Source organism: Myxococcota bacterium, from assembly GCA_035498015.1.
GTDB lineage: Bacteria > Myxococcota_A > UBA9160 > SZUA-336 > SZUA-336 > VGRW01.
Window position 1 is genome coordinate 22352 of sequence record DATKAO010000032.1, and the last position, 25240, is coordinate 47591.

A 25240-nucleotide genomic window follows, 5' to 3' on the forward strand; every position below is an offset into this window, starting at 1 on the left:
TGTTGATAACTGACGCGTCAGTTATTTTCAAGCCTCATGCAGGCAGGACCGGCAGCCGCCACGGGGGCGGTCGAGGGCCGCGACCCGGCCGCCAGCCGCAAGTGGCTGGTGACGATCGCGGTCATGCTCGGCGCCACGCTCGAGATCCTCGACACCTCGATCGTGAACGTGGCCCTGCCTCACCTGCAGGGCAGCTTCTCGGCGAGCACCGACGAGATCACCTGGGTGCTCACGAGCTACATCGTGGCCAACGGCGTGATGATCCCGCTCACCGGCTGGATCTCGGCGCGCTTCGGCCGCAAGCGCTACTTCGTGACTTCGGTCGTGGTGTTCGTGATCGCGTCGGCTCTGTGCGGCGCCGCGCAGTCACTCGGCCAGATCGTGGCGTTCCGCGTGCTGCAGGGCGTGGCGGGCGCGGCGATGATTCCCTCGTCTCAGGCGATCCTGATGGAGACCTTCCCGCCCGAGGAGCAGGGGGTGGCCATGGCCATGTGGGGCGTGGGGCTGATGGTGGCGCCCATGCTCGGCCCGACGCTCGGCGGCTGGATCACCGACAACTGGAGCTGGCGCTGGAACTTCTACATCAACCTCCCGACCGGCGCGCTCGCGGCGGTGATGGTGATGATGTTCGTCGAAGACCCCGAGTATCTGCGCAAGACGCGCAGCTCCCCGCGCCGCGTCGACGTGCTGGGCATCGTGTGTCTCGTGCTCGGGCTCGGTCTGCTGCAGATCGTGCTCGACCGCGGCCAGCGCGCCGAATGGTTCGCGGCGCCCTGGGTATGCGCGTTCACGGCCATCGCGGTGGTCGCGCTCGTGGTGCTGGTGGTGCACGAGCTGCGCTTCTCGGATCCGATCCTCGACCTCACGATCCTGCGCATTCCCACCTTCAACGTGTCGGTCGCGATCATCAGCGTGATGGTGCTGGTGGTCTACGGCGCGAACCTGCTGAACCCGCTGTTCTTTCAGGACCTGCTGGGCTATTCCGCCTGGCGCGCGGGGCTGGCGCTCGTGCCGCGCGGCGTGGGCACGTTCCTCGGCATGCTGTTCATCGGCCAGCTCGCGCGCCTGCGTTTCGACACGCGCTGGCTCGTGGGCGTGGGCTTCGGGCTGTTCGCCGCCTCGCTCTGGGCGATGAGTGAGTGGACGTTGGGCGTGAGCTCGCGCGAGGTCATGGTGCCGATCTTCTTCTCGGGCCTCGCGGGCGGCCTCATCTTCCCCACGCTGTCGGCGAGCACGCTGGCCTGCGTGGAGCGTGAGCGCATGGGCTACGCGGCGAGTCTCTACAACATGATGCGCAACACGGGCTCCGCGATCGGCATCTCGGTGGTGAGCAACCTCTTGGTGAGTCGCTCGCAGGTCCACCAAGCCTATCTCGGCCAGCACTTCACCGGCTGGGACGCCTGGCAGATGTCGCACCCCGGCCGGCTGCTGCCGGGCGCGCCGCACTGGGACTTGCTCGGCGGCATGGTGACTCACCAGCTCGAGGGCTTCGGCATGGTCTACCACATGATCCAGCAGCAGGCGGCGCTCATGGCCTACAACGACATCTACCGCCTGCTCGCCTTCCTGGCCGCAGCGTTCCTGCCCACGTTCCTGCTGCTGCGCCGGCCCGGGAACGGGGCGGGAGCGGCGGGGCACTGAGCGTGACCGGTCACTTCGTCGAGTGGTCGGAGCCGATCGTGCGGGTCGAGGACGCGCTGCGCCTGGTCGAGGCGGGCTACGAGTGGGACACGCAGGCCTTCCTGATCGGCGAGCGTTTGCTGCCGGCGGAGTTCTTCGACCTGCGCACGCGCTTCGCGGGTGAGTTCGTGCAGAAGCTCGTGAACTACCAGCTCCGTGTCGCGGCCGTGGTCGCGCCCGACGTGGACCGGGGAGCGCGCTTCGCGGAGTTCGTGCTCGAGCTCCGGCGCCATCCGGCGTTCCGGGTGTTCGCGGAACGGGGCGAGGCGGAGGCGTGGCTCTCGGCAGGCTGAGTCCTCGTTGCGGTAGCCTGTGTCCATGGCAGAGAGAATTCCCCGCTGGTTGACCGGCCTCCTGGGCGTCGTGCTCGCGTTTCCGTTCGCGCTGCGCTGGGTGTTCACGCCCGTTCCGATGAGCGCCGAGTCCGGGATCTCGCTCGGAAGCCCGGCCGCGTTCAGTCACATGCGCGGAGACACCGGCGGTGCGTTCTTCGCGGTCGGCTTGCTGTTGCTGCTCGGCCTGTGGCGGCGGGAGCCCGGCTATCTCGAGGCGGTGGCGCTGATCATGCTCGGCATCATCGGCGGCCGACTGCTCGGGATCGCGCTCGACGGCTTCCTGCCACAGATCGGTGTCGCCATGGCGGTCGAGGCGGTGACCGCGGTCGCGGCGCTCGCCACCGCCCGCCAGATGAGGAGCGTTGCGTCATGAAGCTCGAGAACAAGGTCACCGTGATCACTGGCGCCGCGAGCGGCATCGGCGCGGCCAGCGCGCGGGCGTTCGCGAAGCGCGGCGCGCGCGTGGCCGTCGTCGACGTGAACGCCGACGGCGCCCGGGCCGTGGCCAAGGAGATCGGCGGTCTCGCGCTCCCGTGCGACCTCGGGCGCGAGGCCGAGGTGACCGCGATGATCGCGCAGGCCGAGAAGTCGCTCGGACCGATCGACCTCCTGTTCAACAACGCCGGCGTCGCCACGGGCGGCGACCCGCTGAAGACGCCGATCTCGGTCTGGGATTCACAGTGGCAGATCAACGTGATGAGCCACGTCTACGCGCTGCGCGCCGTCCTGCCCGGCATGCTCGCGCGCCGCTCGGGCTATCTCGTCCACACCGCTTCGATGGCGGGCATCCTCACGAGTCAGGGCAACCTGACCTACGCAGTCACCAAGCACGCCGTGGTGGGGCTCGCCGAGTGGCTCTCGATCACCTACCACGACAAAGGCATCCGCGTGTCGCTCCTGGCTCCGCTCGGCGTGCGCACGCCCATGCTCGGCGACGTGGACTCCGCCTTCGCGCGCAATGCGGCCGGGCCGATCAAGGAGCCGGAGGAGGTCGCGGAGATGGTCGTCGAGGCCGTCGACGCCGAGCGCTTCCTGATCCTCACCGATCCGATCGCGCAGAAGTGGATGAACAACAAGACCAACGACCTCGAGCGCTGGCTCGAGGGCATGCGCAGACTGCAGAAGACGCTCGAGGCGGGGAGCTGACTACTTCTTCGGCGCGATCTTGCAGCAGTCGCGGTCACTCGGCACGAGCTTCTTCAGCGCGAGCTGAGTTCCCTGCATGCAGAAGCCCTGCGCCCGCGTGCCGGTCACCTCGACACACTGGTTCGCTTGCGCGGGAGTGCCCGTGAAGCTGTAGCTGATGCCGCGTTCGTCGGTCAGCACCCAGCAGTTGACCTCGGTTCCCTTCGAGACGCAGCCCGTGACGCGGACCTCGTCGGGACCGGGTGATTGCGCCCGCGCTGCCGGACCGAGGAGAGCGGCCACGAGCACGAGCAAGCCGCTCGCTCCACTCCGAAGATTCATGCCTGAGCTCCTTGTGGGTTCGTCGTTGGTTCATGATAGGGTTCACCAAGCTCGAAAAACGAGGACGAACATGACTCAATCGCGTCTCTGGCTGGCGGCAATCCTGTCACTCTCGCTGTCGGGCGCGGCCTTCGCCGCCGACACCACGCAGAGTCAGCAGTCGATCCTGCTCGAGACCATCCGCGCGAACCGCAAGGCGTTCGTGGCCGTGAACCTGGACCTGAGCGCCGAAGAGGCCAAGGGCTTCTGGCCGATCTACGACAAGTACCAGGGCGAGCTGAACCCGATCTCCGACAAGGTGGTCGCGCTGGTCGCGGAGTACACCTCGCACTACGCCGAGCTCAAGGACGAGCGCGCGGTCGAGCTGATGAAGGAGTATCTCGCCGCGGAGGCCGAGCGCAACAAGGTGCGCCAGAGCTACATCCCGGAGTTCTCGAAGGTGGTCTCCGGGCGCACCGTGGCCCGCTTCTACCAGCTCGAGAACAAGATCGACGCGCTGCTGCGCTACGAGCTGGCGGAGAAGATCCCGGTCATCGAGCAGAAGGCCGCGCCGGCGGCGAAGTGAGTCACAGCCGCCCGGCGGCACCGCGGAACAGCGCGGCGCCTTCGGCCGAGAAGTGCATCGCGGACAGAAAGTCCTCGATGCCGTAGCCGGGGCGCGTGCGGCGAATCAGCGCGAGCTGCGCGCGCGCCTCGTCGAGCCGGCCCGCCAGCGCGAGACAGTAGGCCGCGATCCCGAAGATGTGCTCGTGCGCGTTCGGCCGCATGCTGGCGCGCGTGGCCCACTCCGCGGCCTCTTCCGCGCGGCCCAGGCGCGCGAGCGCCATCGCGCGCGCGCCCAGCATGGCGAAGAGCAGCGGGTCGAACGGCGAGAGCAGGCGCGAGTGGTCCGAGAGCTCGATCGCGGCCTTCGCATCGCCCGACTGCGAGTGCACGAAGGCCAGCGCGTAGTGACCGGTCGCGAAGTTCGGGCTGAGCTCGATCGAGGCCTCGAGCTCGGCGATGGCGTGGCCATGACTCCCGCGCAGCCAGAGCGCGCGGCCCATGGCGCAGTGCGCGGCCGGGTCGCGGTCGTCGGCCAGCAGGCTCTGGCCGGCGGCGGCGTAGGCGCGCTCGATCTCGGGCGCGCGCTCGGACCAGCCCTGGAAGACGTTCTGGAAGTGCGTGAACGAGAGCGCGGCGTGCGCGCGCGAGAACGTGGGATCGAGCCGGATCGCGGTCTCGAAGAAGCTGCGCGCGCGGGCGTTGTCGTCGCGGTTGAAGCGGTACATGTGCCAGAGGCCGCGGTGGTGCGCCTCCCAGGCGTCGAGTGAGCTGGGGGGGCGCAGGATCGCGCGGTTGCGCTCGGCGCTCTCGATCTCGCTCGCGACCGATGCGACGATGCGGTTCCCGATCTCGTCGATCACCGCGAAGGCCTCGTCGCCCGCGAGGTCGAACTCCTCGGCCCAGACCACGCGCGCGCTGCGCGTCTCGCTGAGCTCGGCAGTGACTCGGAAGCGCCGGCCCAGCCGGCGCAGCGAGCCGCTCACCGCGTAGTCCACGTCGAGCATGCGTGCGGCCTCTTCCGGCGCCACGCGCCGGTCGCGCAGCGCGAAAACCGAGCCTTCGGCAATCACGAACAGGCTGCGCAGCTTGGCGAGCCGCGTGATCACGTCGTGAGTCAGGCCGTCGGCGGCGCCGCCGGGGCTGCCGTCTTCCGAGAAGGCCAGCACCGCGACCGAGGCGCGGCGTGCGGCGCTCGGCGGCGTCTCCGGCGTGGCTGCGTCCGCTCGCACCCGCACCCGTGCCGCCCGCCACGCGTCGCGCAGCGGCGCCGGGTCGAAGCCCTCGGCCTCGAAGCGGCGCGCGGTCGCCGCCAGGTGCTCCTCGGCCTCGCCGGCCCGGCCCTCCTTCACCAGCGCCGCGAGCAGCGCCTCGTGGGCGCGGCGGTCGAACGGCGCCAGCTCGAGCCACTTCTCGAGCTCGGGGAAGGGGTCGTCGCCGGGCGCGGCGCGCACCAGATGCTCGAGCAGCGCCGTGTGACAGCCGCGGAAGCGCCGGCGCTGCCCGGCGAGCCAGGCGGCGAACGCGGGGCTTCCGTCCAGCTCGAGCCCCTCGAGAAACTCACCCTCCACCTGCGCGGCGAGCGCGCGCAGTCGCTCCACCGGCAGTGACTCGAGCCCTTCCTGCACCGCGTCCGCCACGTCGAGCGCGTCGACCCCGCAGTCCGACAGGTCCAGCCGGATCGCGTCGTCCTCGGCATCCACGCGCCGCCGCCCCGGATCGTCGACGAGCTTGCGGATCTTCGACAGACACCAGCGCAGCTCCCCGCGCGGGTCGTTGGGCACGTCCCACAACAGGTCGCACAGCTGCCCGCGCGTCTGCGCGCGGGGCGCGAGCGCCAGGTACGCGAACAGCGCGCGCACCTTGCGCGAGGCCGGCAGCTCGAGCGCAACGCCGCCGCGCGTGATCGCGAACGGTCCGAGCAGCCGCACTTCGATTTCCACTGGCTTTTCCACGCCGGCTCCCACGCGCGCAACCACGCGCGGGGTCGATGTTTCCTGCACCTGAACAGGAGGCTTCGATCATGGTGACATCCACTTCCCAGGTCGGCCAAGTGCCGGCATCCGCGCCCGCTCCCCTGGACCTCGCGGCCGTGAAGACGCGCCAGCACGGCGCGTGGTCGTCCGGCGACTACGCGATCGTGGGCACCACGCTGCAGATCGTGGGCGAATCGCTGTGCGAGGCGCTCGACCTGCGTGCGGGCCTGCGCGTGCTCGACGTCGCGGCCGGCAACGGCAACGCGTCGCTCGCCGCCGCGCGCCGCTTCTGCGAGGTGACTTCGACCGACTACGTACCGGCGCTGCTCGAGCGCGGACGCGAGCGCGCCGCCGCCGAGCACCTGCCGATCGAGTTCCGCGAAGCCGACGCCGAGGCGCTGCCATTCGCCGACGCCAGCTTCGACGTGGTGCTCTCGACCTTCGGAGTCATGTTCACGCCCGACCAGGACAAGGCCGCGGCCGAGCTGGCGCGCGTGTGTCGGCCCGGCGGCCAGATCGGGCTCGCGAACTGGACGCCCGAAGGCTTCATCGGCCAGCTCTTCAAGACCATCGGCAAGCACGTGCCGCCCCCGGCGGGAGCGAAGTCACCCGCGCTCTGGGGCACGCGCCCCCGGCTCCAGGAGATGTTCGGCCCGGCGGCGCGCGCGATCGACGCGACCTCGCGCTGGTTCGCGTTCCGCTACCGCTCGCCCGAGCACTTCCTCGACGTGTTCAAGACCTTCTACGGCCCCACGCTCAAGGCCTTCGCCGCGCTCTCGCCCCAAGGTCAGACGGCGTTGCGCGACGACATCCTGGCCCTGGTGTCGCGCTTCAACCGCGCCGACGACGGCACGATGGTGGTGCCGAGCGAGTATCTCGAGGTCGTAGTCCAGCGGAAATGACGTGCATCCGTGAGCGCGGATCCCGGGTAGGATCGGCCCTGTCTCTACCTGGACCTGGAGAAGGAGGCGCAGAGGCTGTTGATGGTCCAGTGACTCAGCGTTCCAGGTGGACCCGCAGCCCGATCACCGACACCGGGCCGCGGTCGCGGTTGTAGGCCGGGTTCTGGATCAGCTGGTAGTCGAGCCCGAGCGACAGCCAGCTCGCCACGCGGAACGAGTACCAGGTCTCGACGATGCTCTCCGCCCCGTAGTGCGGGAGGCGGCCGTCGCCGATCAGGATGCCCAGGCCCCCCGCCGCGAAGTAGTCGCGCGCGCCGCCCGAGATGCCGTTCACTACGGCGGCCAGGCCGAACGTGTCGTCGGGGCGGCCCCAGAGACTCCCGCTGAGTGACAGCCCCGCGGCCGCCGAGCGGTTGATCTCGGTGAACTCGAAGGCCTCCTTGCGCCCGTCGTCGGAGCTGAGCCGGAGAAACACGCCCAGACCGGCGGTGACTTCCTGCTCCACGTTCAGCGCGATCCCCAGGCGCTCCTGGCGCTGGCGCACCAGCGCGACGTCGGGCGTGGAGGCGGTCGCGGCGCCGAGCGCCACCGCGTCGCGGTAGCTGGCCATGCGCGCGCGGTTCAGGAAGCCGAGCAGCTTCAGCTCGCCCGCGTGGCCGAACAGCGTGTGACGCTCTTCGAGCTCGAGCAGGAACTCGACCTGCGAGAAGCCGCGGTCGAGGTGCTTGCTGTTCGGGACCTCGGACATGTCGAACACGCCGCCGCGGAACGTCCACCACGACTGGGTCCACTCCGCCGCCATGCCGTACGTGTAGCCCCAGGCGTCGGCCGCGTAGTCGAACGCGCCGGAGTCGATGATCGCCCAGTTCAGGAAGTCGGCGTGCGGGTCGTGCGCGTAGCGGTTGGTGTCGAACAGGTCGACCGCGCTGAGCTTGCCGGCGGTGAGCGTGAGATGGTCTCGAGTGTGAGTCCCGCCGACTTCGTTGGGGCCGGGCGGGACTTCCTCGGCTTCGCCGCCCAGGTCGATCACCTGCCGGAAGAAGGCGCGGGGCAGCCGGAAGTAGGGCGCGTTCTGCCCGACCTTGTACGCCTCGCCGCTTGGGAAGCCCGCCACGCCGAGTGTGTCGGACAGGCCGAAGCCCTGGTCGATCTCGGGGTTCGCATACACGGCCGCGCCGCGCCACAGGCGCAGGCCCGCGAACAGCGTCGCATCGACCGTCTCTTTCGCGTGCGTGTCGGGGTCGAGGCTGTTCGCGCCTTCATAGGGTGAGTGGAACGCCGGCTGGAGCTGGGTCACGTTGGTGAGCTGCGCGTGCAAGCTCCACCACGGCGACTCGGCGGCGTCTTCGGCGCGGACGGGCAGGGCGCAGGCGAGCGCGAGCATGAGTGGCGCGAATGGCCGCAAGACCTGCGGAGCGTACACTCTCGGCATGCGCTCCACCCTCTCGGCGCTCGCGCTCGGCCTCGTGCTCGCGAGCGCAATCTCCTGTGCGGTGCCCTCGCCGGTCGTTCCGCCGCTGCCTGAAGGGCCCGGAACTCCCGCGCCGCAGCCCGACGCCACCCTGGAGATCTCGGCGAAGTCACTCGCCGCGGGCGTGGGCTACTCGTGGGGCCGCGGCTCGCTCGAGTATCAGGGCAAGACCTACGGCGTCACGATGGACGGCTTGTCGATCATCGCGCTGGGCTTCAACTCCGTGACCGCCAAAGGGGGGATCTACCACCTGGCGAGCCTCGACGACTTCGAGGGCGACTACTGGGCCGTGAAGGGCGGGCGCACGCTCGGTGAAGGCGGAGCGGGCGTCGCCATGACCAACGCGAAGGGCGTCGAGGTCCGGCTCGTTTCCGACACGCAGGGAGTCACTCTGACCCTGGGTGAGGGCAAGGTTAAGCTCGCGCTCGTGAAGTGAAGGCGCGCGCTTTCGCCGCCGCGGCGATACACTGTCGGCATGCGCTTCACCCCCGGGGCGCTGGCTGCGCCGCTGCTGCTCGTGGCAGCGATCTGCTCCGCGGCCAACGCCGACGCTCCCGCTCCCGCCAACGCCGCGGGCCCCGAGATCAAGCTCACGCTCGACACCGTCGACGTGGTGCGTCGCCCGTCGGGACAGCCGGGCGTCGGGTTCCTGTCGGGCACCGCGTTCGCCTTCCAGGGCGAGCTCGAGCTGTTCGACGTGATCTTCGTGCTCGACACGTCGGGCAGCACGGCGGAGCCCTCGGGCCTGGGCGGCCGCTCGAGCTGGATCGCGCACCTGCCCGGCATGAGGGTCTCGCGCGCCGACAGCATCCTGGGCGCCGAGGTCGCGTCGGTCGAGTCACTGCTCGACGGCTTCGACCCGCGCACCACGCGCGTCGGCATCGTGAGCTTCGCCGGCGACGAGAGCCCCTACTCGTCGCACGCCTCGACCGATGCGCCACTCACCTCGGACTACCAGGAGATCCGCGACGCGCTCGCGGAGCGGATGCTGGTCGCGCCCGAAGGCGGGACCGACCTGGCCGCAGGGCTGCTGCGCGCGGCGATCGAGCTGCTCGGCACGAAGAGCGCCGACAGCAAGCCGCGCGCGCACGCGACCAAGCACGCCGTGGTGTTGACGGACGGCCTGCCGACCCTGCCCGCGTACCGCGCCGTGCCGGCGGCCCGCCGCGCCGCGCGCTCGCTCGCGAACCACGACATTCGCGTGCACATCTTCGCGATCGGCTCCGCCGCCGAGGACGAAGGCCGCGAGATCGAGCCCGTGGCCACGGTGACTCACGGCGAGTATCACGCCGTGAAGGACGTGAAGAACCTCGCCCCGCTGCTGAAGCAGATCGAGTTCCGCTCGCTCAAGGAGCTGCGCGTCGCGAACAAGACCACGGGCGCTCCCGCGCTCGAGCTCAACCGCGACGAGCACGGCGCCTGGTCGGCGCTCGTTCCCTTCATCTCGGGGCCCAACCAGATCGAGGTCATCGCGGTGGCGAGCGACGGCCGCGAGCAGCGCATCGAGCGCGAGCTCACCTTCGGCAACGTCGCCCTCGACGCCGACCAGAAGGCCAAGCGCGACCGCCTGATGCAGCTCGAGGTCGAGACCGAGGACAAGGCGAAGGCGCACCAGAAGCCGGGCAAAGAGCTGACCGTGCAGCCAGAGTCGGCGAAACCCTGAGCCCCAAGGCTCGAGAGACACGAATCACACGAAGAGCGCCCGGCCGGTGGGGCCCGGGAAGTTCGTGACTCGGAAGGAGCCCCGGGAGTAGGATCCAGGCGTGACGTCTTTCACGGGCCGGTCCACGGTCTCGTGGTGGGCCGGAATCACGCTGTCATTCGCTTCGCTCCAAGCCCACGCCGGGCTGGCGCCGACCCCGAGCGCGACCCTGGCGGAGCCCACCCAGGTCACTCAAGTCTCCGCCGGGGGCGATCTGAACGGCGATGGCTACAGCGATCTCGTCGTCGCTGTCCTGGGGGACGTGCGCGTGTATCTCGGCGGGCCGGGCGGGGTGGCGGCCGTCCCGGACTGGGAGGCCTTGGGGTCAGCGGCCGCGTTGTTCGGCTCGGGGGCAACCTGCGCCGGTGACCTGAACGGCGATGGCATCGACGACCTGATCGTGGTGGAGAGCGGGGGCGATCTTCCGTCGGGGTCGAGCGCGCCCGGCAGCATCTACGTCTGGTTCGGGCGAACCGATCTCGGCACGGCGCCGGACGGCGGGCTCATGGCGCCCGCCTTGCTGCCCGATTGGGTTGCCCACCTGAGCGGTACGGTCGGGGGTAACGTCAACGTGGCGTACTCGGTCTCTCCCGCGGGAGATCTCAATCATGACGGCTACGGTGACTTCGTCGTCGGAGATCCGGGCCTCCTGAGTGGCACAGGAGGCCACGCCTGGGTCTGGCTCGGTGGGCCGACCTTCGCGGCGTCGAGCGGCGGCAGTGAAGCGGGCGCGGCTTGGACGGCGAGTGGCCCGACGTTGGGCTGGTCCGTGGCGGGGGCTGGAGACATCAATGGCGATGGCTTCGACGACCTCGCCGTCGGCGCTCCCTCCGTCCCGACTGGCGGCGCCGTTCTGGTGTACTTCGGCCAGGCGGCATTCCAAGCCCGCGCGCCGGGAACCCTCGCCAACGCGGACTACCAGTGGCTCGGCAGCGCTTCCGGGGCCTCGCAGCTCGGTCAAGCGGTCAGTGCAGCGGGAGATACCAACGCCGACGGATACGCCGACCTGATCGCGACCGGAGGCGGTCACTTCCGGCTGCTCGCGGGCGGCGCATCGCCACCAGGGCCCGCGGAGATCTGGGCGTTCGACACCAGCGCTCCGGGCACGGTCTCTTCCGATCCCGTCTCCGCGGTCGACGTGAACGGAGACGGAGTCGCGGACCTGGTCTATGGCTCGGGATCGGGCTTGGTGGTGTCGGTCTCCTTCGGCCGCGCAGGAACCGGGCCGGTGGTACCTCCAACAGCCGACGAATCGCGCCCGGGCTCCCTCGGCTTGCTCAAGACCTGGGCCACTGGGGCGGGCGACCTGAACGGCGACGGCTTCGGCGACATTGCAACGGTCTCGACGTCCACCGCCAGCGGCGCAACGGTCAGCGTCTATCTCGGGGGGAGCTACCCGAATGGTCGATCCGCAGGGTATTTCAGCTCGGCCGCCGGCACCGCGTACGGGGCCAGCATCGGGTCGGGCGGCGACATCAACGGCGACGGCTACAGCGACTATCTGATCGGCGAATCGCTGGCCAGCAATGGCGGGCGCTTTCACGTCGTGTATGGCGGCGCGTGCGGTCCTGCCTGCGGGCCGCAGCCGAGCGAGCCCGCTTCGTGGCAGAGCGGTCAGCAGGCGGCTTTCCAGGGCTCGCAAGTCACCGGCGTGAACGACCTGAACGGCGACGGCTACGACGACGTGGTGGTGAGTGCCTCAGGCTGGGACAGCACCGTACAGGGCGCCACGGTCTCGGACGTGGGACGCATCCAGGTGTATCTCGGGGGACCGGCGGGTCTCGCGGCGACGCCGAGCTTCACCTTCCTGGGCGAAGCCGCGGGCGATCAGCTCGGGACCTCGGTCGGGGCAGCCGGGGACGTGAACGGCGACGGCCTCGGAGATTTCATCGTGGGCGCACCCAACGCCTCCGTCGGCGGGGTCCCGTTCCTCGGCAAGGTCTATCTGTTCCTGGGCGCGGCGACACCGGTCGGTGTCGTGCCGACTCCCGCTTGGACTCAGTCGGGCACCGACGCGCACCAGCTCTTGGGGATTCGCGTCGCGGGCGCTGGCGATGTCAACCGCGACGGCCGCAGCGACGTCATCGTGGGTGAGGCGGACGCCGTGACCGGTACAGTGGTGCAGGCCAAGGTGTATCTCGGCCAGGCCGGCGGGCTCGCGGCCACGCCCGCAGCCATACTGACCGGCTTTGCGCACGGCAGCGGCTTCGCCGTCGCCTCCGCGGGCGACGTGAATGGCGACGGCTATGCCGACGTGGCGTTCGGCGAGCCGCAGTGGACCGGCCCGCTCGGGGCTTCGCAGGGAGTGATGCGGGTGTTCCTGGGCCAGCCCGGAGGCGTGAGCACGAGCGCAGCGACGGAGATCGACGGCCCGGCGAGCGGCGCCCGCTTCGGCACCGCGATCGGCGGCGGCGGAGACGTGAACGGGGACGGGTACGGCGATCTGATCGTCGGCGCGGACGGAGCGGCGAGCAACCAGGGCATTGCCCGAGTGTATCTCGGCGGCCCGAGCGGACTCGCTGGCAACTTCGCGGCCGAGCTGCCGGCGATCGCGTCGGCAGGGGATCACTACGGTCTGGGCGTGGCCCTGAACCTCGACGTGAACGGCGACGGTCTTGCAGACGCGATCGTCAGCTCGTATCAGCTCGACCAGCTGGTGAACCCCCACGGGAGCGTGTTCGTCCACTTCGGAGGTGGAGCGCTCGGCTCACCCAGGCCGCAGCGCATGCGCCGCGCGCTCTCGTCGACGCCGATCGCCTTCCTGGGCACGACTCACCCCGAGGTCGACGGGATGGAGTTCGACGTGCAGAGCCACCTGCGCAGCGCAGCGGGGCGTGCGCTCGTGCGACTGCAGCTCGAGACGAAGCCGCTCGCGACGCCCTTCGACGGCACCGGTCTGGTCACCTCCGGCGCGAGCTCGACCGGAGTCGGCGGCTTCGACCTGACGACCCCGTCGAGCTGTCCGTTGGGCGGCGTGTGTCACTGGCGCTGGCGGATCCTCACTCATCACCCGCTGTTCCCCACCACCCCCTGGTACTCGCCGCCGGGCAACTCACCCGGCGAAATGGATGTTCGCGCAGGCGGTGACACCGACGGCGACGGCGTGATCGACGCATTGGACAACTGCCCGACCGTCTCGAACCCCGGCCCGATCCAAGCCGACAGCGACGGCGACGGCGTGGGCGATGCCTGCGACAACTGCACGCTCGTCGCCAACCCGAGGGTCCCGGCGACGTTCCTCGCCAGCAACCCTTGGGCCACGCTCACCGGCGGCCAGCGCGACGACGACGGCGACGGCTTCGGCAACCCGTGCGACGGGGACTTCCCGGGCACGAGCCAGGGCGGGAACCTGAACGCCGCCGACACGGCGCAGTACAAGGCCTCGGCAGGCCGCGACCGCACGACGGACACCTGCGGCACGAGTCACACGGTGCCCTGCGCCGTCTTCGACCTGAACCTCGGCCAGAACACGGACGGCGTGAACAACATCAACGCCGCGGATACCGCCCGCTTCAAGCTCTTGGCCGGCCGGCCCGCTGGCCCCAAGTGCGCGAGCTGCCCGCTCCCATGCGAGGCGGGGGCGCAGGGGATGTGTCCGTTCCAGTAGGTCACGGTCGGCGTATGCTGGCGACATGCCCGGTTACCGCAGGGAATGGCTCGCGGCGGACCTCACCGCGGGCGTGGTCGCCGCCGCCGTCGTGATTCCCAAGGCGATGGCCTTCGCCACCATCGCCGGTCTGCCGGTCGCGGTCGGGCTCTACACGGTGCTCCTGCCGCCGCTGGTCTACGCGGCGCTCGGCACTTCGCGCCCGCTCAGCGTGTCGACCACGACCACGATCGCGATCCTGGTGTTCGCCGGCCTGCGCGCCGTGGTGCCGGGCGGCGACGCGGCGCAGCTCGCGCAGGCCACGACCACGCTCGCGGTCCTGGTGGGCGCGATGCTCTTCGGCGCGGGGCTCTTGCGGCTGGGGTTCGTGGCGAACTTCATCTCCGATCCCGTGCTCGCGGGCTTCAAGTCGGGTGTCGGGCTCGTGATCGTGGCCGATCAGCTGCCCAAGCTGCTCGGGATCCACATCGAGAAGACGGCGTTCCTGCGCGACCTGTGGTCGGTCGCGCAGCAGCTGTCTCAGATCTCGACGCCCACGCTGGGGCTCTCGCTGGCGGTGCTCGCGCTGATGTTCGCGCTCGAGCGCTTCGCGCCGCGCTCGCCGGTGCCGCTGATCGCGATCGCGGTCGGGATCGCGGCCTCGCATTGGCTGGGCTTGAGTGTCTCGACCGTGGGTGACGTTCCGCGCGACCTGCCCGTGCTGACGCTGCCGCACCCCGAGCTCGCGCTGCGCATGTGGCCGGGCGCGATCGGCATTGCGCTCATGAGCTTCACCGAGAGCATCGCCGCCGCGCGCGCCTTCGCGCATCCCGACGAGCCGCGGCCGCAGCCCAATCGCGAGCTGCTCGCGCTGGGGCTGGCGAACGCGGCGGGCGGTCTGTTCGGCGGCATGCCCGCGGGCGGCGGCACGACCCAGACCGCGGTGAATCGCCTGGCCGGCGCGCGCACGCAGGTCGCCGAGCTGGTGACTGCCGCGACCGCCCTGGGCGCGCTGCTCTTGCTGGCGCCGGTGATCGCGCAGATGCCCAATGCGGTGCTGGCGGCGGTGGTCGTGGTGTACTCGGTGACTCTGATCAAGCCGGCCGAGTTCCGCGCGATCGCGCGCGTGCGCAGAACCGAGTTCTGGTGGGCGCTGATCGCGTTCGCCGGTGTGGCGCTCTTGGGCACTCTGCAGGGGATCGTGGTGGCGGTGATCGCCTCGCTGCTCTCGCTCGCGCACCAGACCTGGGACCCGCCCGTGTACGTGGTCGGCCGCAAGCGCGGCACCGACGTGTTCCGGCCACTCACTTCCGAGCATCCCGACGACGAAACGTTCCCGGGGCTGCTCCTGCTGCGGCTCGAGGGACGGCTGTTCTTCGCCAACGCGCAGCGCGTGGCCGACAAGATCCTGGCGCTGATCGAGGCGCAGCATCCGTCGGTGGTGGTGCTCGATTGCAGCGCGCTCGTCGACATCGAGTACACGGCGATGAAGATGCTGGTCGAGGCCGAGCCCAAGGCGCGCAAGGCGGGAGTCGAGCTGTGGCTGGCCGCGCTGAACCCCGAGGTGCTGGCGGTGGTGAAGCGCTCGCCGCTCGGGGACTCACTCGGCCGGCACGGCCTGGTGTTCAACCTGGAGCTGGCGGTCTCGCAGTTCGAGAAGACGCTCCGGCCGACTCACTAGGCGCGCGACACGCCCAGCGCCCAGTCGGCCAGGCGCACGGCGGCGCGGTTCACGAACAGGTGGCGCAGGCGCCAGAACGGCGAATGCCATTTCTCGGCCGGCAGCGTGCCGTCGAGGAGCTCGGCGACGGCCTCGGCCGCGCGGCCGGCCAAGGTGTCGAGGATGCGCTCGCCGACCTCGGCCGATGCCCCGGCGGGCGCGCCCGAGTAAGTCTCCTCGCGGAAATACTCGATCCCGGTGCGCAGCCCGCCCAGCACGCCACCGGCCGGCGCTCGCCCGCGCTCGCCCAGCCAGATCTCCGCCGTGCGCCGCGGAAGCGACTTGTACTCGGGGTCGACCCACTCGGGATGGAGCGCCAGGAGCTGCGAAGTCTCGACGAAGCCGGCGTGGGTGTCTCCGGCCAGGTCCGCCTTCACCACGCCCTCCAGGTGTCCGAGCACGTCGCCGAGCTCCGAGCCGCGCACGCCCAGCCGGGTCAGCATGAGCGAGAAGATCGACACCATGCGGATCCCGCGCGCGCGCGACACCCGGTGGCACGCCGTTTCGATGGCCAGGAAGTGGCGCGGGCTGCCGTGGAAGTTCGAGACCAGCACGTTCTGGAAGCCCTGGCGCGCGAGTGACTCGCCCATGTCGCGCAGGAACGCGATCGTGGTCGAGGGCCGGAACGACACCGTGCCCGGCTGCGGCACGGCGTCGCACGCGGCCCACACGAACGGCAGGCGCAGGAAGCTGCGCCCGCGGTGGCGCTCGGGCAGGAAGGCGAGCGCGCGCTCGGCCAGGCCCGCGCCTTCGAGACAGTCGGCGCCGAGCGGCAGGTGCGGACCGTGCACCTCCATCGGCGAGCAGGTCACGACCACCACGGCCTGCGCGCGGTCGATCGCGTCGAACTGCCTCTTGGTGAGGGTCTCCCAGCGGACGCTGCGCGGGCTCGGGCTCATGCGCAGAGCCTAGCGCGACGCCGAGGGGCGAGGGGAGCTAGCGCGTGGTGCGCAGCTCCTTGCGAACCACCCAGGCGCCGAGCACGGCCGCCAGCGCGTAGAGCACCCAGGTGCGGGGCTCCGGAATCGGGTTCACGCCCGGAAGGCCGATCGTGATGGGGCCGGGCTTGCCGCCGCCGATCAGGCCGGCGAAGAAGCCACCGGGATTGGCGGGGAGGTGCACGGGGCGGCTCGACTTCAGCTGGTCGAGAATCCCCTGGATCGTCCCATTCGTCTGGGGGTTTCCGCCGAGCGCAGAGCTGAGCTGTGCCTGCAGGACGAGCCGCAACGAGTCCGAACCCTGCAGGTCCTGGGTGATCTTCAGGTCGACGCCCTGACCGGGCGAGATCGATCCGGCATGCACGCCGCCGGCCAGCAGGCAGGAGGTCACGGCGAAGACGGCGCCGTATCTAAGAATTCGAGCTCGCTTCATCGGGCGAAACATACCCATTCTCACGCGTGATGCCAATCACAATCTGTACGACCGGGTGGACGGATTGGATTGCGGGTGTAGTCGCCTCGACCGGCAAGTCGCGGCCCAACCAGGGGTGACTGCTGGAGATCCGACCCGGGCAGGGGCGGGTCCCCCCGGCTCGGCCGCGACTGACCCGACGGTAGGGGCAGGGCCCGGCCACGCGCTTCGCCGAGGCGAATCTCTCCCAGGCCTCGAGTGACTCGCGCGGGCGCGAGTGACTGAGCCCGAGATCGCGCGCCTCACGCCGGCAGCTTCGACAGATCGACCCGGTACAGCTCGGTCGCGGTCTTGAAGCACATCTGCTCGATCTCGGCTTTCGGCACGCCGGCCATCACGCGCTCGAGCACGTGCATGGAGTTGGGCCAGATCGCGTCGTGATGCGGGTAGTCGTTGCCCCAGACCAGGTTGCGCAGGCCGATCTCGTGGCGCGTGCGCACGCCGATCTCGTCGTCTTCGAAGGTCACGTGGAAGTTGCGGTGGAAGTACTCACTCGGCTTCATGGTGAGATAGTCCACGGCGAAGCGCGGCGTGCGGTAGGTCGCGTGGTCGAGTCGGTGGACCACGTGCGCGACCCAGCCGGTCTCGAACTCGGAGATCACGAGCTTGAGCCGCGGGAAGCGCTCGACCACGCCGCCGCAGATCAGGTCGATCATGGTGTTCACCGCGGTGGTGAAGGCGAGCGTGTAGCCCTTGATCGTGCCCGCCGGCGTGCCCCAGTGCGCCGGCATGCCACCGTCCCACGAGGTGCCCACGAAGATGTGCATGGTGAGCGGCAGGTCCATGGCCTGTGCGGCGGCCCAGAAGCGGTCGTAGTCGGGGTGACAGTAGGGCCGGTCGGGAGACACGTGGGCGGGGATCATGAAGCCGCGCACGCCCCGGCGCGCCGCGCGCTCCATCTCCGCGAGCGACGCGTCGACGTCGGGGATCGGGAGACACCCGATCCCGATCAGCCGTTCGGGCGCCACCGCGCAGTAGTCGGTCACCCAGTCGTTGTGGCGCTCGAACACGGCGCGCGCCACGTCCTGCTCGGGCGACGCGTAGGTGAACATGTTGAGGCTGGGGTACATGACCTCGCCGCAGATGCCGTCGCGCGCCTGCTCGTCGAGACGCTTGGCGGGGTCGCGCACGCCCGGGTTCAGGCCGTCGTAGCCGCGCGCGATCAGCTCGTCGGTGGCGGGGTCGTCGAGCCGGTGACCCGCGATGCCCAGCCGCCCGATCGGAATCGGCGGCACCCCGGGAAGCAGCAGCCAGTCGCCGCGGTTCCCCTTCCAGTCTCGAATCACTTGGGGGGCGCGCGTGCCGAAGCGCGGCTCGAGGCCCGTGAAGACCTCGCGCGCCTCGACCAGGTGAGAGTCGCACGAGTAGTAGCGCACCGTGTCTCCTTCCTAGTAGCCCAGGCGTTTGTCGACCACGCCCACCAGCGGCTCGCCGCGCTGCGCGCGGCGCAGGTTCTCGCAGAAGCGGGCCACATTGCGCGGAGCGCGCAGCTGACTCGCGCCGGCCGTGTGCGGCGTCATGACCACGTTGGGCAGCGTCCAGAGCGGGTGGTCGGCGGGCAGCGGCTCCTTCGGCGCCACGTCGAGCGCCGCGCCGCCGAGCCGCCCGTCGCGCAGCGCGGCCACGAGCGCGTCGCCATCGACGATCTCGCCGCGGGTCACGTTCACGAGATAGGCGCCGCGCTTCAGCTTCGCGAACGCCTTCTCGCCGAACAGCCCGCGCGTCTCGGCCGTGAGCGGCGCGCCGATCGCGACCACGTCCGACGCGGCCAGGAGCTCGTCCAGCCGGTCGAGGCCCCAGACCTCGCTCGCGCCGTCGGAGGCGGGCACGGGCCAGGCGTCGACCGCGAGCACGCGCATGCCGAAGGCCACGGCGCGGCGGGCGAACGCGCGGCCGGTGCCGCCGAAGCCCACGATCCCCATGGTGAGTCCTTCGAGCTCGAGCTCGGAGCGGCGCATCTTCTCGCGGTGGTTCCAGCCTTCGGGGCCCATGCGGATCGCGGTCGCGATCTGGCGAGTGAGTGCCAGAAGCAGCCCGAAGCCCGTGTCGGCCAGGTGCCCGCCCACGAGGCCCTTCTCGCCGGTCAGCACCACGGCCGAGTCACGCATGGCCGGGTAGAGGAAAGCGTCCATGCCCGAGGCGATGGCGTGCACCCAACGCAGCCTGGGCGCCGCCTGGAACAGCGGCTCGGGGATGAAGCCCAGGATGACCTCGGTCGCCGCGGCCAGCTCGAGCGCCTCGCGCATGCGCGGCGCCACGCGCACCGTGGAGCCGGGCGGGGCCGCGGCGCGGATCGCGTCGAGCTCGCCCTCGGCGATCTCGGGCAGGGTGAGTCCCAGCACCACCAGCACGTCGATCGGTCCGCGCAGCGCGAGCTCGGTCACGTGAAGCCCACCTCCACCTCGCCCACGCCGCCATACTCGGCGCGCCAGCGCTGGCCGGCCGCCGCGTCGAAGCGCGCGAAGGCGCCCGTGATCACGACCTGCCCGGGCTCGAGCGCGCGCCCGTGCGCGCCCAATACCGCGGCCAGGCGCGAGAGTGACTCGAGGTGGTCGTCGAGCTCGTCGCGGCTCACGCCTTCGTAGACCTTCTCGCCGTCGCGCAGCAGCGCGCAGTGCACGGCGTTCAAGTCACCGGCCTCGGCCAGAGTCACCCCGCTGCCGCGCACCACGCCCCACTGGGTCAGGCCGTCGGTGACGAAGGCGCCGAAGTCGGGCCGGGTCGAGCCCGCGCGCCGCTCGTTCAGCTCGAAGCCCGCGCACACGCGCGCAAGCCCCGCCCGCACCTGGTCGCGCGACAGGCCTGGACCCGCGAGACGCCGGCCGATCTCGAAGCACAGCTCGGGCTCGATCGACGGCTTGGCGATCGACGCCGCGGGCACGCGCGCGCCGCTCGCGAACAGGTGACTCGCCAGCACGTGCCCGAACGGCCGCGCGTCGACGCCCAACGCCGTGCGCGCGCGGTTCGAGGTCAGGCCGACCTTCCAGCCCGCGAGCTTCTCGCCGGCCGCGAGCTTGCGCTCGAGCAGCGCGAGCTGCACGTCGAGCGCCTCGTCGAGCGAGAGCCCGGCGAGCCAGGCGGGGGAGACGTCGCCGCGCGCGCGCGACTCGAAGAGCCGGTCGGCGAGGGCGGTGCGGTCCGGCGAAGCCACGGCGCAGAGTGTACTGCGGGCGGACGAGCGACTGGCACGGCGCGTGCTCGAACCGGGAGCGAATGGCCGATTCCGCCGTTGCGCTCACGCCCGAGGTCGACGTCGCGTGCGCGGTTTGTGGAGAGCTCGCCGCCGACGAGGTCGCGAGCCCCGAGACGCTCGCTGCGCAGGCCGAGCTCGCCCGGCGCTTCCACCGCGCGCGGCTCACTCGTCGCTCCCGCGCCGCGCTGGAGGAGCGCGCGAGCTTCACCCAGGACTACCCGACCCGGCTCCTGGCGTGCCGCGCGTGCGGGCTCCTGTACCGCTCGCCCCGGCCGGCCGCCGGCGCGGTGCTGCGCGCCTACGAGTCCGACCGCTACCCGGCGGAGCGCCTGCCGCAGATGATCGCCTCGCAGCGCGCGCTCTTCCGGCCCAAGGCGCGCGCACTCGCGGCCCAGCTGGGCCGCGGGGCGCGCGTGCTCGAGGTCGGCTCCTTCGTGGGCGGCTTCCTGGCCGAGGCGCGCGCTGCCGGGCTCGAGGCGATCGGCATCGATCCGGGTGAGCAGGCGGTCGAGATCTGCCGGCGACTCGGGCTCCCGCTCGTGCGCGGCACGCTCGAGAACGAGCCGGCGCTCGCCGACTTCGACGCGGTCGCGATCTGGAACACCTTCGACCAGCTGCCGCGCCCGCGCGAGTCTCTGGCGGCGGCGCTGCGCGTGCTGCGTCCCGGCGGGCGGCTCTTGCTGCGCTTCCCGCACGGCGCGTGCTTCGCGCGCTGGCTGCGCCGGCGCCCGCTGCCGGTGCGCGCCCTGGCCTGGAACAACCTGCTCGGCTTCCCGTACCTGCACGGCTTCGGCCTCGCGTCGCTCGACTCACTGGCCCGCGAGTTCGGGCTGACCCGCACCGCCCTCGCCGGCGACGTGCTGGGCGGCGTGGCCGACCGGCTCTACGCGCCCTGGGCGCGCGTCGAGGAACGGGCCGTGAAGGCCGCCCTGCGCGCGCGCTTCGCGCACGACCCCGGCGCGGCACCGTGGCTCGACGTGGAGCTCGTCAGCCGGCGTCGAGCTCGAGCAGCGTGAATACGATCCGGTCGCGGGTGACTCGCTCGCTGCGGATCGCCACGCCCTTGCGGTCGAGCGCGTTCTGCCACAGGTAGGTGATGAAGCCTTCGCTGGTGAAGCGCAGGCACTCGGGGAAGTCGCGCGCCTCGTCGACCAGGATCCGGCCGTGCGCTTCCGCCGAGCCCTCTTCGTAAGACCAGCGCGAGAAGTTGTACGCCACGGCGCCGAAGGTCGCGAAGATGCGCCCGACGCCCGAGCCCCACTTCGCGGACTTGGCCTCGAACTGCTGGTAGACGCCCGCCTTGCGCAGGTCCACGGCCGCGCAGGCGCCCAGGCAGCGCAGGTACTCCTGCGGATTGCCGCCGCCCTCGAGCGCCACCAGGACCTCGATCAGCCGCGCCTGGGTCGCAACCGGGATCCAGCTCGTGAGCGCATGACGCTTGCCGAGGTACTGCCAGTCCTGCGGCTGCAGGTACTCGTCGAGCGCGGCGCGCGCGAGGCGGCCCGACTCGAGCAGCCGCGCCACCTCGTCTGCCGCGAGCTGGAAGAACGCAGCCTTTACCGACGGGATGGTACGCAAGAGGACACTCCGGACAACGGTTGCCCGGCCGTATCGGTGGGCGATCCCCGGGGATTGAGCGGGCGGCTAGTAGAACGCGATCTCGCCGCGGCGCGCCGTTCGGACACGCAGCGCGTCGTCGACCTCGCTCACCAGGATGGCCTCGTCCTTCTTCCGGTCGCGGTCGAGCAGCCCAGCGAGCGTGCCCAGCACGCTCTCGGTCTCCTTGCTCGAGACCACGATCTCGAGCCGCGCCCGTGTCTCCCAGGGAGTCTCGTAGGACACCCCCCGGTACTCCTGCCGGTGTGTGACTGTACCGTCGGCGTAGCGCACGCCGGTAGCGCTCATCTGGCAGCGCACGCGCAGTGCGAGCACCGCCCGCATCACCTCATCCAGCTCGTCCAGCGGCACCATGGCCACGATCTTCTGCATGCGGCCCTCCTGACCTTGCTTTTCATCTCATCGGCAGCCGGCAAAATACTTGACCGAAGCGGTGTGGGAGCCGGTGAAGATGCCCGAAATACGGCTGGCCAGCGACCGGAGCAAGGGCCCGGTGAGTGGCATCCTGCACTGGTCCGACGACTCGTTCGCGCTGCTCGTGCTGGCGCACGGGGCGGGCGCCGACATGCGCCACCGCTTCCTCGCCGCCGTGGCCGACGACCTGGCGGGGCAGGGCGTGGCGACCCTGCGCTTCAACTTTCCCTACACAGAACTGCGTAGGCGGGCGCCCGACCCGCAGCCCGTGCTCGAGGCCTACGTGCGCTCGGTGTGCGCCGAGGCCCGCGCGCTCGCGCCCGGGCTGCCGCTGTTCGCGGGCGGGAAGTCCATGGGCGGGCGCATGACCTCGAACGCGTTCGCGAAAGAGCCCCTCGAGGGCGTGCGCGGGCTGGTGTTTCTGGGCTTCCCCCTGCACCCGCCGAAGCAGCCCGCGAGCGCGCGCGGCGATCACCTGGCGTCGGTGACCGCGCCCATGCTGTTCCTGCAGGGCACGCGTGACGACTTGGCCCAGATCGGGCTGGTGCGCGCGCTGTGCGTGAAGCTCGGGCCGCGCGTCACGCTGCGGGAGTTCGAGGGCGCGAATCATTCCTTCGAGGTCACGAAGGCGAGCGGGAAGACGAGCGAGGCGGTCCGCAAGTCACTCGCGGTCGTCGTGGCCGGGTGGCTGCGCGAACGATCAGGAGCGCCAGGCTGACCGCGGTCGCGCACGCGACCAGCGCTCCGGCGGGCTCGGGCGCCACGGCCGGGCGGACGGCAGCCAGGAAGATCTGGTCGTCGTCGTCGAACACGCGGTCGCCGAACACGTCGTTCTCGAGCAGGTCCGCGGCCTGGGGGCGCAGGAACAGCCCGAACTCGTTGCTGGCGCCGCTGGCACCCGTACAGGGGACTTCGGCGCCGGCCGCAGCGACGCAGTTCTTCAGGTTGAACACCTGGAACGAGAGCGCGAACGGTCCTGCGGACAGGTCGGCGTCGACCTGCATCTCGGAGAGATCGAAGCGCAGGTTGGTCATGCGCAGGGTGACTCCGCCGAAGTCGAAGTCGAAGCCCGAGCCCTGGTGCTCGATCGAGCCGGTCGCGAGGTCCTGGGTGACTGCCCCGCCCGTGATCGGCACGACGAACGCGCCGCCGCCGAGCGGGGTGGTGTCACCGACGGGCGAGACGTCGACGCCCAGCGCGCTGCTGTCGACCGTGAGGGTGAAGGTGGTGTCGCCGCCGGTCACCGCGGCGGCGTGAGCCGCGCCCGAAGCCCAGACCACGGCACACACGAACAGACCCGAGACGAAGAGCTCTCTCATGACTCGGGCGCATTGCACGGCGTGTGCCCGGGCACTGCGGGCGCCGCAGCGCCCCGCGCGCGGCGGCGTGCCTGGACGGATCTACAAAGTCGGAAACAGAGACTCGAATTTCTTCGCGAGCTTCGGACCCGTGCCCTCGTCCTCGTGCTTGAAGAACACGAACACGTCGCCCCACGCCGGCTCGGCGATGCGCGCGGCCCACTTTTCGAGCTCACCCGGCCCGTAGCTCACCTTGCGCAGGCGCAGGTAGCTCCAGTCGGCGGTCGCCACGAAGGGTGTCTGCACCGCCCCTTCCTCTTCCTCGGTGTGCGCGATGCACAGCGCCGCGTTGCGCTCGCGCAGCGCCCCGAACACGTCTTCGTCGAACCAGCTCGCGTGGCGGAACTCGAGCGCGGGTCGCACGTCGGGGCGCACGCGGGCCAGGAAGGTCTTCAGCCGCTCTACGTCCTTCTTCATGTTCGGCGGCAGCTGGAACAGGATCGGCCCGCGCCGCTCGCCCAGGGACTCGGACTGCTTCTGCAGATACTCGACGGGCTGTGGCTCCTTCAGCCGGGTCATGTGCGTGATCTGGCGCGAGGCCTTGAGCACGAAGCGGAAGTCACCGGGCACCTGCGCGGCCCAGTCGCGCAGCACCTTCTCGCTGGGCATGCGGTAGAAGGTGTTGTTGATCTCCACCGACCCGAAGTGCTCGCCGTAGAAGTGCAGCATCTTCGCGTCGGGCAGGTCCTCGGGGTAGAAGGACCCTTTCCATTCCTTGTAGGCGAAGCCGCTGGTGCCGGTGAACAGCCTCTTCATCCGCTCGGTCCAGGCTACACCACACGGGAGCGGCGCGCGCCGCAGCGTTGTACGATGCGCCCGCGGGCGTGTTTCGCCCATGCAAGGGGAGGGGGTTCGGTCGTGACCAAGCGCTCATGGATTTGGGGGCTCGCGCTCGTGTTCGCCTGCGGCCAGGTCGCGGCGGCGGCGGAAGGGGAGCAGCCGGCGGAGATCCAGCTGCCGCCGGTGCCGACTCACTGGAAGGCCGAGAAGCCGGTGGGCGGCGCGGCCGGCCCGGTGACTCAGGACATGCTGAACGTGGCGGTGACTCCGCCGGATCGCTGGATCCAGTACGGCGGGAACTACCGCAACTTCCGCCACTCGCCGATCAAGGCGCTGACGCCCGAGAGCGCCAAGAAGCTCTCGGTCGCCTGGGCCTTCCCCACGGGCACCACGGGTCAGTTCGAGGCGTCGCCCGTGGTGTACGGCGGAGTCATGTACGTGACTTCCTCTTACAACCGGCTGTTTGCGCTCGACGCGAAGACCGGCGAGCTGCTCTGGCGCTACGACCACAAGAACGGCGAGAACCTGCGCCTGTGCTGCGGCCCGCCGAACCGCGGCGTGGGCATCGCGGGCGACCTGGTGATCATGGGCACGCTCGACGCGCACCTGATCGCGTTCAACCGCAAGACCGGCGAGATCGCCTGGGACATCACGGTCGCCGACTACAAGGCCGGCTTCAGCCTGACGTCGGCGCCGTTGATCGTGCACGACCTCGCGATCATCGGCGTGGCGGGCGGTGAGTACGGCGTGCGCGGCTTCTTCGACGCCTACGACGCGAAGACGGGCAAGGCCGTGTGGCGCAAGTACACGGTGCCCGGCAAGGGTGAGCCCGGCGCAGACAGCTGGGCGGGTGACTCGTACGAGCGCGGCGGCGCGCCGGCCTGGACTTACGGCGCCTACGATCCCGAGAGCGACACACTCTACTGGACCACCGGCAATCCCGCGCCCGACTGGGACGGCGACGGCCGCAAGGGCGACAACCTGTACTCCGACTCCGTGCTGGCGCTCGACCCGAAGACGGGCAACACGAAGTGGTACTTCCAGTTCACCCCGCACGACGTGTGGGACTACGACGGAAACACCCAG

25 protein-coding genes are annotated in these 25240 nt (G+C 70.6%); 13 read left to right on the top strand and 12 right to left on the bottom strand.

From position 1 onward, the window contains the following. Positions 1-36 precede the first annotated feature (36 nt). The 4 genes from VMR86_02605 to VMR86_02620 are packed head-to-tail and all read left to right on the top strand — an operon-like array spanning position 37 to position 3161. Positions 37-1641, top strand: a complete 1605-nt coding sequence (locus tag VMR86_02605) for an MDR family MFS transporter (GenBank protein ID HTO05921.1) — start codon at positions 37-39, stop codon at positions 1639-1641. Between the two features lie 2 nt (positions 1642-1643). Next, a complete protein-coding gene (locus VMR86_02610) occupies positions 1644-1973 on the top strand; it encodes a DUF4180 domain-containing protein (protein HTO05922.1) in 330 nt (109 codons plus the stop codon). A gap of 25 nt (positions 1974-1998) precedes the next feature. Further along, the gene (locus VMR86_02615) at positions 1999-2388 is read left to right on the top strand and encodes a DUF4345 family protein (GenBank protein HTO05923.1); all 390 of its coding nucleotides are present in this window, start codon (positions 1999-2001) and stop codon (positions 2386-2388) included. Further along, entirely contained in the window at positions 2385-3161 is a 777-nt protein-coding gene (locus VMR86_02620) for an SDR family oxidoreductase (protein HTO05924.1), read from the top strand. The genes VMR86_02615 and VMR86_02620 overlap by 4 nt, the downstream gene beginning before the upstream one ends. Here VMR86_02620 and VMR86_02625 read toward each other — a convergent pair whose 3' ends face one another. Next, positions 3162-3482 (bottom strand): hypothetical protein, encoded by a 321-nt coding sequence (locus VMR86_02625; GenBank protein HTO05925.1) that lies wholly within the window; start codon positions 3480-3482, stop codon positions 3162-3164. It lies immediately after the preceding gene. A 70-nt stretch (positions 3483-3552) separates the two neighbouring features. On the opposite strand from VMR86_02625, the gene VMR86_02630 reads away from it, so the two are divergent. Next, positions 3553-4047 (top strand): hypothetical protein, encoded by a 495-nt coding sequence (locus tag VMR86_02630; GenBank protein ID HTO05926.1) that lies wholly within the window; start codon positions 3553-3555, stop codon positions 4045-4047. A gap of 1 nt (position 4048) precedes the next feature. On the opposite strand, the gene VMR86_02635 is transcribed toward VMR86_02630, so the two are convergent. After that, complete coding sequence (locus VMR86_02635) at positions 4049-5968, bottom strand: transcriptional regulator (protein HTO05927.1); 1920 nt, start codon at positions 5966-5968, stop codon at positions 4049-4051. Between the two features lie 80 nt (positions 5969-6048). Between VMR86_02635 and VMR86_02640 the strand changes: the two genes are divergently transcribed. Continuing rightward, entirely contained in the window at positions 6049-6903 is an 855-nt protein-coding gene (locus tag VMR86_02640; protein ID HTO05928.1) for a class I SAM-dependent methyltransferase, read from the top strand. 94 nt (positions 6904-6997) lie between these two features. Here the strand turns inward: VMR86_02640 and VMR86_02645 are convergent, their stop codons facing one another. Further along, entirely contained in the window at positions 6998-8287 is a 1290-nt protein-coding gene (locus VMR86_02645; protein HTO05929.1) for a carbohydrate porin, read from the bottom strand. 46 nt (positions 8288-8333) lie between these two features. On the opposite strand from VMR86_02645, the gene VMR86_02650 reads away from it, so the two are divergent. The 4 genes from VMR86_02650 (at position 8334) to VMR86_02665 (ending at position 15343) form a co-directional block, all read left to right on the top strand. Continuing rightward, a complete protein-coding gene (locus tag VMR86_02650) occupies positions 8334-8810 on the top strand; it encodes a hypothetical protein (protein ID HTO05930.1) in 477 nt (158 codons plus the stop codon). Positions 8811-8849: 39 nt separating this feature from the next. Continuing rightward, a complete protein-coding gene (locus VMR86_02655) occupies positions 8850-10037 on the top strand; it encodes a vWA domain-containing protein (protein HTO05931.1) in 1188 nt (395 codons plus the stop codon). A gap of 100 nt (positions 10038-10137) precedes the next feature. Continuing rightward, a complete protein-coding gene (locus tag VMR86_02660) occupies positions 10138-13683 on the top strand; it encodes an FG-GAP-like repeat-containing protein (GenBank protein HTO05932.1) in 3546 nt (1181 codons plus the stop codon). A gap of 25 nt (positions 13684-13708) precedes the next feature. Next, the gene (locus VMR86_02665; protein HTO05933.1) at positions 13709-15343 is read left to right on the top strand and encodes a SulP family inorganic anion transporter; all 1635 of its coding nucleotides are present in this window, start codon (positions 13709-13711) and stop codon (positions 15341-15343) included. Here the strand turns inward: VMR86_02665 and VMR86_02670 are convergent. The 5 genes from VMR86_02670 to VMR86_02690 form a co-directional block, all read right to left on the bottom strand. Further along, positions 15340-16281: a creatininase family protein gene (locus VMR86_02670; GenBank protein ID HTO05934.1), complete on the bottom strand. Its 942-nt coding sequence runs from the start codon at positions 16279-16281 to the stop codon at positions 15340-15342. The genes VMR86_02665 and VMR86_02670 overlap by 4 nt on opposite strands. Before the next feature lie 37 nt (positions 16282-16318). After that, positions 16319-16753 carry a hypothetical protein gene (locus tag VMR86_02675; protein ID HTO05935.1) on the bottom strand — a complete coding sequence of 145 codons (435 nt, stop codon included), beginning with the start codon at positions 16751-16753 and terminating at the stop codon, positions 16319-16321. Between the two features lie 281 nt (positions 16754-17034). Then, entirely contained in the window at positions 17035-18168 is a 1134-nt protein-coding gene (locus tag VMR86_02680; GenBank protein HTO05936.1) for an amidohydrolase family protein, read from the bottom strand. Between the two features lie 12 nt (positions 18169-18180). Next, the gene (locus VMR86_02685) at positions 18181-19176 is read right to left on the bottom strand and encodes a D-2-hydroxyacid dehydrogenase (GenBank protein HTO05937.1); all 996 of its coding nucleotides are present in this window, start codon (positions 19174-19176) and stop codon (positions 18181-18183) included. Further along, complete coding sequence (locus tag VMR86_02690; protein HTO05938.1) at positions 19173-19943, bottom strand: fumarylacetoacetate hydrolase family protein; 771 nt, start codon at positions 19941-19943, stop codon at positions 19173-19175. Before VMR86_02690 ends, VMR86_02685 begins: the two co-directional genes overlap by 4 nt. A 62-nt stretch (positions 19944-20005) precedes the next feature. On the opposite strand from VMR86_02690, the gene VMR86_02695 reads away from it, so the two are divergent. After that, positions 20006-21001 carry a class I SAM-dependent methyltransferase gene (locus tag VMR86_02695; GenBank protein HTO05939.1) on the top strand — a complete coding sequence of 332 codons (996 nt, stop codon included), beginning with the start codon at positions 20006-20008 and terminating at the stop codon, positions 20999-21001. Here VMR86_02695 and VMR86_02700 read toward each other — a convergent pair. Together VMR86_02700 and VMR86_02705 are read right to left on the bottom strand one after the other, a co-directional pair. Beyond that, positions 20973-21563, bottom strand: coding sequence for a hypothetical protein (locus VMR86_02700; protein ID HTO05940.1), 591 nt, complete (start codon positions 21561-21563; stop codon positions 20973-20975). The genes VMR86_02695 and VMR86_02700 overlap by 29 nt on opposite strands. A 66-nt stretch (positions 21564-21629) precedes the next feature. Then, positions 21630-21974, bottom strand: a complete 345-nt coding sequence (locus VMR86_02705) for a P-II family nitrogen regulator (GenBank protein ID HTO05941.1) — start codon at positions 21972-21974, stop codon at positions 21630-21632. A 49-nt stretch (positions 21975-22023) separates the two neighbouring features. Between VMR86_02705 and VMR86_02710 the strand changes: the two genes are divergently transcribed. After that, positions 22024-22734, top strand: a complete 711-nt coding sequence (locus VMR86_02710) for an alpha/beta family hydrolase (protein HTO05942.1) — start codon at positions 22024-22026, stop codon at positions 22732-22734. On the opposite strand, the gene VMR86_02715 is transcribed toward VMR86_02710, so the two are convergent. Continuing rightward, positions 22637-23335, bottom strand: coding sequence for a hypothetical protein (locus VMR86_02715; protein HTO05943.1), 699 nt, complete (start codon positions 23333-23335; stop codon positions 22637-22639). The two genes, VMR86_02710 and VMR86_02715, sit on opposite strands and share 98 nt — an antisense overlap. Before the next feature lie 81 nt (positions 23336-23416). Then, entirely contained in the window at positions 23417-24130 is a 714-nt protein-coding gene (locus VMR86_02720) for a DUF72 domain-containing protein (GenBank protein ID HTO05944.1), read from the bottom strand. A 102-nt stretch (positions 24131-24232) separates the two neighbouring features. Between VMR86_02720 and VMR86_02725 the strand changes: the two genes are divergently transcribed. Next, positions 24233-25240 (top strand): PQQ-binding-like beta-propeller repeat protein (locus VMR86_02725; GenBank protein HTO05945.1); only part of this gene is annotated, 1008 nt, incomplete at its 3' end.

Coding starts and splice junctions, on each gene's coding strand:
- VMR86_02605 (HTO05921.1), top strand. CDS start 37: ATGCAGGCAGGACCGGCAGCCGCCACGGGGGCGGTCGAGGGCCGCGAC.
- VMR86_02615 (HTO05923.1), top strand. CDS start 1,999: ATGGCAGAGAGAATTCCCCGCTGGTTGACCGGCCTCCTGGGCGTCGTG.
- VMR86_02620 (HTO05924.1), top strand. CDS start 2,385: ATGAAGCTCGAGAACAAGGTCACCGTGATCACTGGCGCCGCGAGCGGC.
- VMR86_02625 (HTO05925.1), bottom strand. CDS start 3,482: ATGAATCTTCGGAGTGGAGCGAGCGGCTTGCTCGTGCTCGTGGCCGCT.
- VMR86_02630 (HTO05926.1), top strand. CDS start 3,553: ATGACTCAATCGCGTCTCTGGCTGGCGGCAATCCTGTCACTCTCGCTG.
- VMR86_02640 (HTO05928.1), top strand. CDS start 6,049: ATGGTGACATCCACTTCCCAGGTCGGCCAAGTGCCGGCATCCGCGCCC.
- VMR86_02645 (HTO05929.1), bottom strand. CDS start 8,287: ATGCTCGCGCTCGCCTGCGCCCTGCCCGTCCGCGCCGAAGACGCCGCC.
- VMR86_02650 (HTO05930.1), top strand. CDS start 8,334: ATGCGCTCCACCCTCTCGGCGCTCGCGCTCGGCCTCGTGCTCGCGAGC.
- VMR86_02655 (HTO05931.1), top strand. CDS start 8,850: ATGCGCTTCACCCCCGGGGCGCTGGCTGCGCCGCTGCTGCTCGTGGCA.
- VMR86_02665 (HTO05933.1), top strand. CDS start 13,709: ATGCCCGGTTACCGCAGGGAATGGCTCGCGGCGGACCTCACCGCGGGC.
- VMR86_02670 (HTO05934.1), bottom strand. CDS start 16,281: ATGAGCCCGAGCCCGCGCAGCGTCCGCTGGGAGACCCTCACCAAGAGG.
- VMR86_02675 (HTO05935.1), bottom strand. CDS start 16,753: ATGAAGCGAGCTCGAATTCTTAGATACGGCGCCGTCTTCGCCGTGACC.
- VMR86_02695 (HTO05939.1), top strand. CDS start 20,006: ATGGCCGATTCCGCCGTTGCGCTCACGCCCGAGGTCGACGTCGCGTGC.
- VMR86_02705 (HTO05941.1), bottom strand. CDS start 21,974: ATGCAGAAGATCGTGGCCATGGTGCCGCTGGACGAGCTGGATGAGGTG.
- VMR86_02715 (HTO05943.1), bottom strand. CDS start 23,335: ATGAGAGAGCTCTTCGTCTCGGGTCTGTTCGTGTGTGCCGTGGTCTGG.
- VMR86_02720 (HTO05944.1), bottom strand. CDS start 24,130: ATGAAGAGGCTGTTCACCGGCACCAGCGGCTTCGCCTACAAGGAATGG.